The organism is Ruthenibacterium lactatiformans (genome assembly GCF_000949455.1).
Classification (GTDB): Bacteria; Bacillota; Clostridia; order Oscillospirales; family Ruminococcaceae; genus Ruthenibacterium; species Ruthenibacterium lactatiformans.
Map to the genome: position 1 here is coordinate 108,050 of NZ_JXXK01000006.1, position 14,094 is coordinate 122,143.

Genomic DNA, 14,094 nt, shown 5'->3' on the forward strand with positions numbered 1-14,094 from the left:
TTATCCCTTTACCGCTCCGATGGTAACGCCCTTGACGAAATATTTTTGCAGGAACGGATACAAAAGGATGATCGGGCCTGTGGCGACCACCGTCATTGCCAGCTTCATCGGTTCGCTGGGCACGTCGCTGGCGGGGATGCCGCTGCGCGCGGCGGCGGCGTTCATCGCCTGCGCCTTGGTCAGGATATTGTTCAGGAAGTATTGCAGCGGGTACAGGTTCCGGCTGCCCTCGTCTAGAAACAGCATCGCGTTGTACCAGTCGTTCCAGTAATTCAGCGCGATGAAAAGCCCCACGGTGGCCAGCCCCGCCTTGCACAGGGGCAGCGCAATGCGGAAGTAGATGGTAAAATCCCCCGCGCCATCCAGCTTTGCCGATTCATACAGCGCCTCCGGGATGCTCGTCATGTAGCTTTTCAAAATCAACAGATATGTCACATTGATAAGAATGGGCAGGATCAGCGCGATGACGCTGTTGTGAAAATGCAGGTATTTCGTATTAAAAATGTACCACGGCACCAATCCTCCGCCGAAAATAGAGGTGAAGTAAAAGAAAAACGACACCTGGTAGCGGTACCTGAAATCGCGGCTGGACAGCACGTACGCCGCCATGCTGGTGAGCCAGAGCCCCAGGACGGTTCCCACGGCCGTCACAAAAATCGTAACGCCATAGGCCCGCAGCAGCTCTTGCGGAATGCGGAACAGCATTTTGTATGCGTCCAGCGAGATGGTTTCCGGGAAGAGCCGGTAGCCTTGCAGCTGGATGGAATACTGCTCGGACACGGAGCCGCTGAGCACCAGCAGGAACGGCAGCAGGCACGCCGCCGAAAGCGCCGTGAGCACCGCATAGGAAAGTATGTTGAACAAAACACGGTCCCGGCCGACCGGTTTTTTTGCGCGTCGTTTTGCGCCCGCCATGGGCAAGGCCTCCTTTTTTCCGGCAGGCGCCGCCTCAGAACAGCGCATAATCCGGCTCCACTTTCTTTACCGTGTAGTTTGCAAGCAGCACCAGCACGAACGACAGGCCGGACTGGTAAAGCCCCGCGGCGCTTGTCATGCCGAATTCCTGCAGGTCCAGCAGCGAGCGCGTTACATAAGTATCGATCACGTCCGTGACCTCCAGCACCATTGGGTTGTTTCCGGTCACCTGCCAGAACATCTGGAAGTCGCCCTTCATGATCGTGCCGATCGCCATCAGGAACAGGATCGCAATGGTGGGGCGGATGCACGGCAGCGTGATATGCCATATCTTCTGCCACATGGTGGCGCCGTCAAGGTCTGCCGCCTCGAACAGCTGGCCGTCAATGTTGACGATGCTCGCCAGATACATCACTGTGCCGTAGCCCACATTTTTGAAAGCGCTCACCACGATGAGTATAACCGGCCATGCGTTTTTATTGGAGTATACGTCCACGGGCGCCAGCCCCACCGAGCGCAGAAAGCTGTTCACCGCGCCGAACTCAAAATTGAACATATTGTAGATGAATGCGCCCACGACCACCCAGGAGATGAAGTACGGCAGAAACATCACCGACTGCGTGATGCGTTTGAAATATTTCCCCGCCAGCTCGCTGAGCAGCACGGCGCACACGATCTGCAAAAATGTATTGACGCACAAAAACGCGATATTGTAAAGCACCGTATTCCGCGTCGTCGTCCACGCCTTTCCCGACTGAAAAAAATACCGGAAGTTTTCAAGCCCGACCCACGGGCTGCCGAAAATGCCATCGTGATAATTGTACGCCTTGAAGGCGAGTACGATCCCGCTCATGGGAATGTAGCACATCAGGATCACCACCACCGCAGCCGGCACAAGCATGAGCCACTTTGTGCGGTTCTCCCGCAGGTCACGCAGCAGCGGGCTTCCTTTTTTCTTCATCGCGTCTCCTCCTTCGTGCGTCCTGCGGCGCCCGGTTTCGCTGTTCTTATCCTAACAAAGCCGCCATCCAAAAACAACGGGACAAAATTTTGAAAGGAGGGCAAAATTATGTTGTTTGGCCTGTTTTTTATTTTTTGAACTAAATTCACTTGAATAGTTGTCGCATTTTATATATTATTGAGACAACAAATCCGGGCAGGAGATGAATGCCATGAGCTTTACCGTTCTGATTGCCGACGACGAGGCGATGCCGCGCACCGTTTTGAAAGAGCATATCCCGTGGGAGGAACTTTCCGTAACGCAGGTACATCTGGCCACCGACGGCGAGGAAGCCGTGGAGCAGGCGCGCAGGTTCCGCCCCGAGATCATCATCAGCGACATCAAAATGCCGCGGCGCAACGGGCTGGAAATGGCGGCCGCCGTGCGGGAATTTTTGCCCGCGTGCCAGTTCATTTTTCTGAGCGGCTATTCCGACAAGGAATACCTGAAGGGCGCCATCCGGCTGAGGGCCGCCTGCTATGTAGAAAAGCCGCTGGATCTGAGCGAGATCACTGCCGCGCTGCGGGAGGTAACGGCGGAGCTGCTGCGCCATGCGCAGCCCACGGAGGAGGAGCTGTTTTTCCACGGCGGGCATTCCCCGGAAAGGCCTATGAACCAGACGGTGTTTTCCTGCGGGAAAAGCGCGCTCAGCCAGCTGGAAAAGCTGATTCGGAGCAACCGCGGAGAGGAAACGCTCGCCGCGCTGGGCAGGATGTACGCAGAGATCAGCCGGTGCGAGGGCACGTCCCCCGAATATCTGCGCCACCTGTACTGCCAGATCATCTTTCTGTTTCTGCATGCGGCCGAGAGCCACAATGTCCGGGCCGTCACCGAGCGGACGGATTTTTTGCTGTACACCGCGGTACGGCAGGAAACGCTTGCCGGCCTGTGGGACATTCTGCGCCGGACCGCGCAGGACTATTTTTCCGCTTTGAATCCCTCCTGTCCCGATATCGCTGTTCGGGTGGAAAATTACATCGAGGCCCATTACCGCAACTGCGGTCTCACCGTCCAGAGCATCGCCGGGGAGCTTGGGTTCACCAACTCATATCTGTGCGCCGCATACAAAAAAAGCTGCGGCAAAACGGTCAACCAGCGTTTAACGGAAATACGCCTGCACCATGCGAAGGAGCTTCTTGCGGGAACCAGCCGCAGGCTTTACGAGATAGCCAACGCCGTGGGCTACGGGGACGGAAAATATTTTGTCAAGCTGTTCACCCGGGAGGTGGGGCTTTCGCCCAGGGAGTACAGGGGGAGGCATTCATATGAAGAATAGTCTCCTGCGGTGGCTGCAGTGGTCCACCTCCTGCGGAAAGCTGCGCAGCAAGCTGCTCTGTATTTATTTCCTGCTTATCGTCATCCCGCTGGGGATGTTTTCCCTCTATGCCTATCTTCGCGTGAAAAGCGTTATCCAGGAGCAGACCTTCTCGGCCGCGCAGAATGCCTTTGACGATACCTGCCTGTCTCTGGAGCATCTTCTGGGCCGGCTGGACGGTGTCATCGACATCCTGTCCACAGATTCCCTGATCTATACGATGGCCTCCAACGATCCGCGCGACTTTACATATATCCGCCGTCTGGAGGATTCCGACCAGCTTGCCACCACCTTCGAGCACCTGCGTGTGCTGTCCGGTGTGGACCGCATCCGGCTTTATGTCGGAAACGATTACCCCTACTCCAACACCAGGACAAATATCGTCCAGATCAGCCGGATAGAGCAGAGCGGCTGGTATCAGGCCGCCGCGAAGGGCCGCCGGCGGCTGTGGTGTGCCCCGGCCGACCTTGGGGAATCTTCCGAAACCGGGCAGCCGTGCTTTTCCTCCATACAGATGGTATACAATCCGCGCAGCGTAAAGGAGCCGCTGGCAATCCTCCGCGCGGATATCGACGCCCGCCGGGTACAGGAGCTGGTGAGCGGCACCTCCATCACCGAAAACGGTCTTTTGCTGCTTTTGCGCGGGGACGAGGTCCTGCTCGCGTCCGATCCGGACATTCCTCTCTCCCGTCTGGACACGCTGGTGGAGCAGCTGCACGGTTCCTGCGCGGGCGCATGGGCGACCATACAGGCCAACGGCACAGATTACTATGTGCAGTCCAAGGGTATCGGCCCGTCGGGCTGGCGCATCGCCAGCATCCTGCCCTACCGTGACGTTTTCCGCCTGAGCCATGAGCTGAGCATTGAAATGCTTGTTATTGTCATAGCCGTCGCCCTGGCGGCCTATCTGCTGGCATATCTCATCAGCCAGTCCACATTAAAGCGGATATCTCAGCTTACCGGCACGATGCAGGCTGTGGAAAAAGGCAACGTCACCGTGCGGCTGGAGCCGTCGGGCAACGATGAGATTGCTCAGATGATGGACGGCTTCAATCAGATGATGGACCGCGTGGACACGCTGATGGAAGAGCGGGTGGAATATGGACGCCAAATCAAAAACCTTGAGCTGAAAGCACTTCAGGCCCAGATCAACCCACATTTCCTGTACAATTCTCTGGATTTGATCAACTGCACCGCCATCAGCCGCAACGTGCCCGAAATCAGCCGTATGGTGAACGCGCTGGGCCGTTTTTACCGGCTCTCTCTCAGCAAGGGGCGCGAAGTGATCCCCCTGTCCGATGAGCTCAAGCACGCGCAGCTTTATGTGGAAATCCAGAATCTGCGGTTCGAAAACCGCGTCTCTGTCCGGTGGGCGCTTGACCCTGCCGCCGCCCAATGCCGGATCATCAAAATCGTGCTGCAGCCGCTGATTGAAAACGCGATCATCCACGGTATCTTTGAAAAGCCGTCAAAATGCGGGCGCCTCGCCGTGGCAGTGCGCCGTGAACCGGACGGCATCCGCATCACCATCGAGGACGACGGCGTGGGGATGGATGAAGCCACCCTGCTCTCCAACTTTTCCCCTGCCGCGCCGGGCCAGATCACAGCCACTCCCGGCGGATACGGCGTGCGCAACATTCAGGACAGGCTGCGCCTGGCCTACGGCGAACCGTTCGGGTTGTCCTGCGTCAGCCGGCCGGGCAAGGGCACCACAGTCACAGTTTATATCCCGGCCATTGAGCCGGAAGAACAACCGCAGGAGGGGTAGGCACATGCATTTTTCCGTTTTCAGCGATGCCGAATGGCTGTATCCCGATTCCGCGCACAGCGCGCTGTCCGGCATCAGCCTGCATCTGCCGCGCGGCGGCCACGACGGCGCCCAGCTTCTGGGCGGCATACTCTCCGGAACGCTTTCCGCCGTGCTCCGCTGGGACGGCGGCCGCGGGCCTGCGGTGCGGCTGTACCGTCTGCTCCCGGTGGGCGTAAACGAAAACACCTCGCCCACGCTGATGACGACGACCGACTACGAAAGCTGCCGGGAATTCGTCACGCGCAAAGCCCCCTTCGAGGTCTTTGACGCGCTGAAGCCTTTGACGGAACCGGAAATGCCGGACGGAACACGGCTTGCGCTTTATCTCTGTGCAGAGGCTGCCGCGGATGAAACGCCCGGGGAATATTCCGGCACGCTCACCGTTACAGTGGGTGCGGACAAGGCGGAGCTTTCCGTCCGCTGCACCGTGCATGCGCCAGTGGTCCCGCCGCCTGCACAGGCGCGCCTGAGCATGCTCAATTTTTTTGATTACGACGGCCCCGTCCGGCAGCACGGGCTTGTCCGAGGCGGGGCGGACTACTGGCAGGCGTTCCGAAGCTATGTCCGGGCACAGCTCGACATGCGCTGCACGCATATCCTGCTGCCGCCGGGCGAAGCGGTGTATCGGGACGGCGCGCCGGCCGGGTTCGATTTTTCTTTTGCGCAGCAGGCCGGCCGCATCGCCCTGGAAGAGGGCGCCGCCTTTCTGTGCGGCGGGCATGTGGCCCACTGGCACGAATGGGACGACAGCGAGTATTACCCCAACTGGGACAGCACCACCGGCGTGAGCACTCCGCAGGGATATCTGCAGCTGCGCCTGTATTTTTCCCAGTGGGCCCAGGTCATCCGTGCCAACGGCTGGCAGGGCCGCATAACGCAGGCGCTGGCCGACGAGCCGCAGACGCACAACGACAAAACTTACCGTGTACTCGCCGCCATATGCCGCAAATTCCTGCCCGGCGTGCCCATTCTCGACGCGGTGGAAACAACGGACCTGGGCGGCGGCGTCGACATCTGGGTACCCAAGCAGGACACCTATGAAAAATGGCGGGAGGAATATACGGCCCTGCAGGCCGCAGGCGAAGAAATGTGGTTCTACACCTGCGCCTTCCCGGCGGGGCCGGCCATGAACCGCAGCATGGATCTGCCGCTTGCCGTGAGCCGTACCGTGCTGTGGATGGGCGCTCTTTACCGGCTGTCCGGGTTCCTGCACTGGGGGTTCAATTACTACATCGGGGAGGATATCTGGCACGGCGCCTGCTGCCCCCATAAGGGCGCGCTGCTGCCCGCCGGGGACGCGCATATCGTCTATCCCGGCAAGGACGGCAGGCCGTGGCGCAGCATGCGCTTCGAGGCCCAGCGCGCCGGCGCCGAGGACTACGAGCTGCTCATGCAGGCTGTGGACGCCGCCCCCGGCGAGGCCGACGCGCTGGTCCGCACCGTATGCACAACGTTCCGCAGCTATGCCCGCAGCGGAACGGCGGTGGCGGCCGCGCGCCTGCGGCTGTTTCATCTGCTGGAGGAGGTCGCTCGGAATGGCTGACATACAATGGTTCTGCGACGCGCGTTTCGGCATGTTCATCCACTGGGGGCTTTACGCCGTTCCCGCCAAGGGGGAATGGTACGCCAGCATCGGCCGCGTCCCGCCCGAGCGCTACGAAGAATATCTCCGCACGTTCGACCCCGTTGATTACGACCCGCGCGCATGGGCGCGCCTGGCCAGACAGGCCGGCATGAAATACGCCGTGCTCACAGCAAAGCATCACGAAGGATTTTGCCTGTTTGATTCCGCCTATACCGATTACAAAGCCACAAACACCCCCGCCGGGCGCGACCTGGTGCGGGAATACGTCGACGCCTTCCGCGCCGAGGGGCTTCGTGTGGGGCTGTATTATTCCCTGGTCGACTGGCACCATCCCGACTATCCCGCTTACAACGACCCCTTCCACCCCATGCGCGGGACGCCCGCCCGCCGGGAGGAGCGCTGTGATTTCAGCCGCTATCTCGACTATATGCACGCACAGGTCCGGGAGCTTTGCACCAACTACGGAAAGCTGGACCTGCTCTGGTTCGATTTTTCCTACGACGGACACTGTGGCCAGGACTGGCGTGCCGGAGAACTTGTGGAGATGGTGCGCACGCTACAGCCCGGCATCCTGCTCAACAGCCGGCTGGAGGCGAGCGGCGGCTCGCTGGGCAGCCTGCTCTCCGGCGCGCCCACGCCCTGGGCGGGAGACTTCGCCACCCCCGAGCAGATCCTGCCGCCCGCGCCCCTGTGCCGCCCGGATGGCACGCCGGTCTGCTGGGAGGCGTGTCAGACCATGAACAACAGCTTCGGGTACACAGCCGCGGACCGGTGCTTCAAAACGGCGCGCACCTGCATCCGCCAGCTGGTGGAATGCGTCTCAAAGGGGGGCAATTATTTGCTGAACGTCGGGCCGGACGCCCGCGGCAATATCCCGCCGCAGTCCCGCCGCATTCTGTGCGAGATCGGCGAATGGATGCGCCTGAACGCCGACAGCATTTACGGCTGCGGCGCCAGCGCCATTCCCGCCGCCGCGTTCGGCTGCCGCGCCACCGCCCGCGGCCAAAACCTGTATCTCCACGTCATGGAGCAGCCCGTGGGGCCGCTGGCGCTCACAGGGCTTTCGCCCGCCGCCATCCGCTCCGCACGCGTGCTCGCAACCGGCGCAGAGGCGGACGTCCTGACAAGCGGCTGGGCCGTGCAGAATTATCCTCAAACCGCGTTTCTCAGCCTGGCAGCGCAGGCCAACGAAACGCTCCCACTGCCGGATGAAACGGATACCGTCCTCCATCTGACGGTCTCGGAGACATAAAACGACGGCGGCAGCCGCATCCATCTGCCCCATGGATGCGGCTGCCGCCGTTTTTGCCTTTGTCTATGAAAATATATTTTCCAATATTATCCGTGCGTCTTCCTTTTTCATCCTGCGGGGGTTAAACGCCTGGAACAATTCCATTTCAATTTCCGCCGCCATCCGATCCAGCATGCCGTCGTCCGGCCGTTCGGCAAAGCCCGAAACCGGGCGCAGACGCAGCGTTTCATCTCTGAAGGCTATGACAGCCCGGCGGACGGCCATGCCGGCCTGCCGCGGTGTTTCGGCGCCTGTGAATGAACATCCGAACATCCGCCCCACCGCGGCCGTTTTTTCCGGGAGCGCCGGGGCGTTGAATTCCAGCACCCATGGAAGCGCATAAGCACATGCATATCCGTGCGGAATGCCGCACCGCGCGCCCAGTATATGCGCTACGGAGTGTCCTGCGTGCGTATGCCCGTACCGGAGCATCCAGCCTCCCAGCATACTGGCCACGGCCATATGCTCCCGCGGTTTTACCGCGTCCGGGTATGACACCGCCAGAGGTAGCCATTGTATGACCGAACGGATATTCCCCTCGCTGATCTGGTCTGTCGGGACGGACGCCGCCGTGGATGTGTAGGATTCCACGGCGTGCGCCAAAACGTCCATTCCCGTGGACGCCGTAAGCCCTGCCGGCAGCCCCACCGTAAGCAAAGGATCCAAAACAATATACTCCGCCATCGCGTTCGTTGCCAGGATCGGGCATTTGACGTGTTCGGGGCTGGTGATGACCAGGCCGTCCGACAATTCGCTCCCGGTACCCGCCGTCGTGGGAATCGCCACAAGGCCGCCCGCTTTTTTCATTTCGTTTTTCGGCCCGGCGTAATCCATGATCTTCCCCGGATTGCAGCGCAGCAAATTGATCCCCTTTGCCGTATCGATGCTGCTTCCTCCGCCCACCGCTATTACAGCGCCGCACCGTTCCGCCCTGCAGAAGGCCGCACCCTCGTCCACGACTTCGCTGGGCGGGTCCGCCTGTACTTTGTCAAAAAGCGCGAATTCCACCCGTGCCTGTGTCAGGCTGTTTGTTACGCGCTCCACAATACCCGCCTTTTTCACGCCCTCGTCGCAGACTACCAGCGCCTTGTCCACGCCGAGCCGGCGCAGCAGCGCCCCTGTTTCCTGTACCTTCCCTGCGCCATACAGTATCCGGGCTTCCTGCAGCAATGTAAATTCCATTTTACATCCGCCTTTCCTCACAAATGAAGCAGCTTCGCTGCATTTCCGTAAAACACCTTGTCCGCAAGAACAGGATCGTCCGCAAAAGCCTCTTCACAGGCTGCAACAGACTGTGTGATCCCGTCGAAGGGATAATCGGTTGCAAACAACAGCTTATCTTCGCCAAACAATCCGGCCAGTTCCCGCATGACCTTTGCGTTTTTAAACGATGTGTCTGTATACACATTTTTCCAGCCGTGCTTGTGAACAGCCTGCGCCAGCTCCTCGTACTCCCAGCCGCAATCTCCTCCGGCATGCGCGGGAATAAGGATGTAATCCGGATACCGCTCGATCAACGCGAGCATATAATGCAGCTCTCCATATTCCTTTGGCGCCAGAGGCTGATATTTACTTCCCGGCTTATAATAATCATTGATCCCGCAATGTGAAGTGATCGGCAGGCCCATTTCTCCAAACACCTCTACGGCTGCGTAAGTGCGTTCGTCCGTGAGAGGCACATTTTGCAGAATGGGATGCAGCTTTAACCCTTTTGCGCCCCTTATGATATCCCTTTTCAGCTTGGCCTTCATTTCCGGGATGGGAAGGCGGAAGTCCGCACTTGTAAACGGGAGCAGCCTCGGCTCCAGCTTTGAGGCGGCTAGCGCTTCTTCGAAGCTGGAATTCGGCATAACGGGCAGCGACACCGCATAATCGATATGGTTTTCATCCAGCGCCTTTTGTGTCGCCTCCAGGCTTCCGTATTCCCATGTCCTCAGTTGACCGGCATCGATCAGGATATTCTGTTCCTCCTGGTTTTCCGTAACCAGCGCGCGGCTGTAATGATCCCGCGCCAAATCCTCAAACGGGTCCGGATAGGGGGGGAAATGAAGCTGCGGATGGAATACGATGTTTCTGCTGTCGTGAAAAATATCCCCCAGATGCGTGTGGAAATCAATGATCCTTCTTTTCATGTCCAAAATGCCCCTCTCTTCCATTGTTTCATACACAGGGCAGCCTGTAAAAAGGCCCCGGCCGCGCTGGACGCGCTGCACCGGGGCCTCGGCTGATCATTCTGCGTCCTTCAATCGCGCCTGGGCGATCCTGCACGCTCCCATCGCGGCATCTTCCCGGGCAATGAGCACCTCAACATTGTCATATTTCTCCGTAAACAGCTCTTGAAAAAACTGAAAATGAAGCTTGCTTTTCACGATCGCACTGCCCCAGGCTCCCACTCGGAATACCGGCCGCTCTGCAAAATGCAATTGCTGTACAACCGCATCTCCCAGCGAAAAAGTGTGACGCGCCGCCTCTTTGAGTATTTCAACCGCATAGGGATCGCCCTGCTCGGCCGCCTGGTCCACGACCCTTGCGAGGCCCGGATTTTTCCAGCACATATGTTCAATATCGATGCACACGCCAATCAGATCTTCCTTGCGCTCCAAATGCAGCACCTCGTTGAGCATCCTGCTGAGGATGGACGGCCGGGCCCTGCCGTCCATCAAAAGGCTCAGATGATTCAGTGCGCGCATGCTGATCCAGCTTCCCGATCCTTCGTCGCCGAAGATGCAGGGAGGCCAGCCGCCGCACCGTGCCGTCTGCCCTTTTTCATTGCAGCCGAACGCAATGGAACCGGTGCCGGCAATAACGACTGCGCCCACTCCCCCGGTGACGGCAAATTGCGCCACCTGCGCGTCATTTACACACAATACCGGACACACAAAGCCGGAAAGGCCTTTGTAAATGTCATCCACCGCCTGCTGGTCCCGGTCCGTATCCAAGCCTGTCGTCCCGCACACAAGATAAACGCATTCTTTGCGGGAACCTCCGAATTTTGCCAGGCATGCATCAATATTTGCATTGACCCGTTTGATCACTTCTTCACGTTCCAGGCGGTAATGCGGCGCCGGAGGCCCGACGTACTCCGCGACCACGCCGCCCTCCGGGGTACAGGCCCGGACAAGATATTTGGTACCGCCGCTGTCTATGCCTAAGATATATTTCATATCATCTTGCCCTGCCTTTATCTTCCGTTATTGTATTTGGTGGGACAGTTTTTCGTATACAGATCATATGCCGGCGACCCCTCAGCCAACCCCAGCAGCTCCGGTACCCGTGCCGCCAAAAGCTGAGGGAGCAGTACCGCTTCAAAAATCTGCGTGTGGTCATGGCCAGTGCGCAGAGCATGCAGCACTTTCGCCCCCTGGATCGACTCATCCGTGGTGACCATATAGGCATAGGGCGAAAAATGGGCATGGCAGCGCGCCAGCTCCATCATGCGCTCCCGTTCTCCGGGCGCGTCACTGATATAGAACACCCCGCCCAGTTCCCGGTCTGTCAGAATGATCGGCCCATGCAGATACTCTTCGAATTCAAAGCTCATGGACGGCACCTTGATCGTCTCCAGAATTTTCAGGCATCCCTCTGTGGCGGCTGCAAACGCACTGCCGCACCCGACCAGTACATATTTGCGAATCTGCACCAGTTCATCCTGATTCCGCCGGAACCATGCTTCCGTGCGCCGGATATTTTCTTCCATCTGGTTCACAGCAAGGTCCAGCACACCGATCTCCGCATCGTATTTATCCGGCCCGATCGTCCCGGCAGCCAAAGCGGCCTCCAGCGCGCATATGTAAAAACAAAGCACCGACGCTGTATATCCTACCGTCTTTGGGCCCGCGAGCTCTTCCCCGCAGCCGATGAGCATATGATGGCTGCTGCGCCGCCGGATCTCACATTCCGCCTCCCCCGTGATGCTGATGGACGGGTAGGCGGCAAGCTGTTCCATCGCCTGCAGCGTGTTGGTGGACGAGCCCCCCTGCGAGATAAACACCACCATGGGCCGTTCGCCCCGCAGCTGCGGGATGCGTGAAGAGGGTACCGCGCATACGTCCACATCCAACATTGTCTCCATATATCCTGCGGCGGCACGCTCCGCATTCAGCGAAGTGCCGCTGCCGATCAGATACAGTTTATCCGGGTTCACCGCACAAAACAGCTTCACAAATTCTTCTGTCTGTGATTTTCTTTGCTCAAGGATCTGCCGGAGCACCTCGGGTTGGCTTTTCCAGTAATGATACATACTGTTCCCCATGAAATCATTTCTCCTTTTCAAAGTCTTCCGGCAGCGGCTCATCCCTTCAGGCCTGATGTAGCGATGCCTTCAACAATATATTTTTGGAACAAAAGATATACGGCTACCGGCGGAATGCCGCTGAGCAGCATCGCAGCGATTTTTACGCGGCCTTCAATCCAGGAACCATCCCCCAGAAGACCGGCCACCAAAACGCTGACGGGCTTCCATTTGGTTCCCGCCACCAATGTCGGCCACAAAAAGGAACCCCACACCTGCATAAACTGTATGACCGTCACCGTCAGCAGCGGCGTGGCCATCAGCGGCAATACCACACGCAGAAATATTTTCAAATGCCCTGCGCCGTCTATCTCGCCGGCTTCTATCAGTTCATGCGGCATGCTCTCCAGAAACTGTCTGATGATGAATACCGCAAATGCGGACGGAATGGACGGAATTGCGAGGCCGATCAATGTATCGCTCCAACCCAGGTTATACACAAATCGGTAAAGGGGGATGATGTAAGTGATCATCGGAAGCATCATGCTCGACAAAATAAGCATAAAGATCACATCACGCCCCGGAAATTTAAAGCACGCCAGCTCATACGCCGCCAGAGAGGACACGATCAGCATGCCGACGATGGTCACGCTCACATAGATAAGCGTCTGGAGAGTTGACGGTGACATATTGGTTTGCAGCAATGCCTGTTTGATGTTTTCGATGCCGCTGGACAGCGAATTGGGATAAAATGTAGAAACGATCCCTCTGTCCGCAGTCGAAAATGTCACGCTGATCAGCTGCGTAAAGGGCAGCAGGCACACGACCAGCCAGAAAAGTGCAAATATCCAGCTGAATATCTTTGCCGCCGGAGAAGTTTGCTTCATCATAATACCGCCCCCTTCAATTGTCCTTGTTCTTACAATTGCGGTAAACAATCTGGAGCAGCGTAATGGCGAAAATAATAAGCATCAGCACAAAGCCTTCTGCACATGCACGCCCCAAATTGCCCGCTTTGCCCGAATATACGTTGCCCACAATCTCCATGACCGGATAGCTGGCAAACGCATTCTTGCCGCCGATCACGCCCACGGCGCTGGAGTTGGAAAGCACCCACGGGATGTCATAGGTCTGGATCGCCCCGATGAAGCAATTCACGACCACAAAAAACAGCACCGGCTCCAGCATTGGGATGGTGATATGGATCCACTGCTGGAATGTACTTGCACCATCGATTGTTGACGCTTCGTACAGATCGTTAGGAATATTTTTCATGCCGGCGGTCAGGATGATCATGTTGAAACCGATGGCGCGCCAGAGGTCAATGATAATCAGAAGCGCCGTAAAATACCCCGGCGTCAGACGCCAGGTAACGCCTTCGCCAATTCCCATTTTAGCCAGAAGCACCGCCACCAGCCCGGTGTCCGCACTCATCAGCCACAGCCAAACGCCCGTAGCCAGAAAGAACGGTGCAACATACGGCATAAAAAACGCGCCGCGCAGGAAATTGTGCATGCGCCCGCGGAACTGATTGATCACCAGAGAAATGACCGTGGCAAAAATAAGGTTCAACGGCACCACCAGCACCACGAAAAGCGACAGGTTTTTCAGTGAAGTCAAAAAGCGTTTTCCCTGCTGCGTTCCTTCGCTGAGCACGGTTTTAAAGTTCTCAAACCCGACAAAAGAAATTTCCGCATTTGTTCTGGTAGACCAATCAAAAAAGCTCATCACCAGCCCATAAAGCATCGGCCACAAAATAAAAACGCCGAAAAAGACAACAAACGGCGCAAGCCCCAGATAGTGCTTTCCGTACTTGCGCCAGAAAGCTCTGCCTCTGGTTTTCCCACGACTCTGCCCCGTAACACGTTTTGCGGCTGTATTTGCCATGGCGCTCTCTCCTTTTCACCTGATTCTTCCCAGGCCCCGCCCGAATGGCGCGGGGCTATG

12 protein-coding genes are annotated in these 14,094 nt (G+C 57.9%); 4 read left to right on the forward strand and 8 right to left on the reverse strand.

Annotated features, from left to right (window positions below):
* Both TQ39_RS06405 and TQ39_RS06410 read right to left on the reverse strand, forming a co-directional pair.
* Nucleotides 1-915, reverse strand: coding sequence for a carbohydrate ABC transporter permease (locus tag TQ39_RS06405; RefSeq protein WP_050004965.1), 915 nt, complete (start codon nucleotides 913-915; stop codon nucleotides 1-3).
* A 34-nt stretch (nucleotides 916-949) separates the two neighbouring features.
* On the reverse strand, nucleotides 950-1,876 hold the full coding sequence (locus TQ39_RS06410) for an ABC transporter permease (protein WP_009324727.1): 927 nt from the start codon (nucleotides 1,874-1,876) through the stop codon (nucleotides 950-952).
* Nucleotides 1,877-2,087: 211 nt separating this feature from the next.
* On the opposite strand from TQ39_RS06410, the gene TQ39_RS06415 reads away from it, so the two are divergent.
* Genes TQ39_RS06415 through TQ39_RS06430 form a run of 4 tightly spaced genes read left to right on the forward strand, consistent with a single transcriptional unit; the run spans nucleotide 2,088 to nucleotide 7,877 of the window.
* Nucleotides 2,088-3,191, forward strand: coding sequence for a response regulator (locus TQ39_RS06415; RefSeq protein ID WP_050004939.1), 1,104 nt, complete (start codon nucleotides 2,088-2,090; stop codon nucleotides 3,189-3,191).
* Nucleotides 3,181-4,998: a cache domain-containing sensor histidine kinase gene (locus tag TQ39_RS06420; protein WP_050004940.1), complete on the forward strand. Its 1,818-nt coding sequence runs from the start codon at nucleotides 3,181-3,183 to the stop codon at nucleotides 4,996-4,998. The genes TQ39_RS06415 and TQ39_RS06420 overlap by 11 nt, the downstream gene beginning before the upstream one ends.
* Nucleotides 4,999-5,002: 4 nt before the next feature.
* Nucleotides 5,003-6,583 carry a DUF4091 domain-containing protein gene (locus tag TQ39_RS06425; RefSeq protein WP_050004941.1) on the forward strand — a complete coding sequence of 527 codons (1,581 nt, stop codon included), beginning with the start codon at nucleotides 5,003-5,005 and terminating at the stop codon, nucleotides 6,581-6,583.
* Nucleotides 6,576-7,877 carry an alpha-L-fucosidase gene (locus TQ39_RS06430; RefSeq protein ID WP_050004942.1) on the forward strand — a complete coding sequence of 434 codons (1,302 nt, stop codon included), beginning with the start codon at nucleotides 6,576-6,578 and terminating at the stop codon, nucleotides 7,875-7,877. Before TQ39_RS06425 ends, TQ39_RS06430 begins: the two co-directional genes overlap by 8 nt.
* A 63-nt stretch (nucleotides 7,878-7,940) precedes the next feature.
* Here TQ39_RS06430 and TQ39_RS06435 read toward each other — a convergent pair whose 3' ends face one another.
* The 6 genes from TQ39_RS06435 to TQ39_RS06460 form a co-directional block, all read right to left on the reverse strand.
* Nucleotides 7,941-9,098: an iron-containing alcohol dehydrogenase gene (locus tag TQ39_RS06435; RefSeq protein WP_050004943.1), complete on the reverse strand. Its 1,158-nt coding sequence runs from the start codon at nucleotides 9,096-9,098 to the stop codon at nucleotides 7,941-7,943.
* Nucleotides 9,099-9,115: 17 nt separating this feature from the next.
* A complete protein-coding gene (locus tag TQ39_RS06440) occupies nucleotides 9,116-10,048 on the reverse strand; it encodes an amidohydrolase family protein (RefSeq protein WP_157257805.1) in 933 nt (310 codons plus the stop codon).
* Between the two features lie 96 nt (nucleotides 10,049-10,144).
* Complete coding sequence (locus TQ39_RS06445) at nucleotides 10,145-11,080, reverse strand: BadF/BadG/BcrA/BcrD ATPase family protein (protein WP_009324734.1); 936 nt, start codon at nucleotides 11,078-11,080, stop codon at nucleotides 10,145-10,147.
* A 17-nt stretch (nucleotides 11,081-11,097) separates the two neighbouring features.
* Complete coding sequence (locus TQ39_RS06450; RefSeq protein ID WP_050004945.1) at nucleotides 11,098-12,168, reverse strand: SIS domain-containing protein; 1,071 nt, start codon at nucleotides 12,166-12,168, stop codon at nucleotides 11,098-11,100.
* A gap of 38 nt (nucleotides 12,169-12,206) precedes the next feature.
* Complete coding sequence (locus TQ39_RS06455) at nucleotides 12,207-13,037, reverse strand: carbohydrate ABC transporter permease (RefSeq protein WP_009324736.1); 831 nt, start codon at nucleotides 13,035-13,037, stop codon at nucleotides 12,207-12,209.
* Nucleotides 13,038-13,050: 13 nt separating this feature from the next.
* Nucleotides 13,051-14,034, reverse strand: coding sequence for a carbohydrate ABC transporter permease (locus tag TQ39_RS06460; RefSeq protein WP_050004946.1), 984 nt, complete (start codon nucleotides 14,032-14,034; stop codon nucleotides 13,051-13,053).
* Nucleotides 14,035-14,094: the final 60 nt, after the last annotated feature.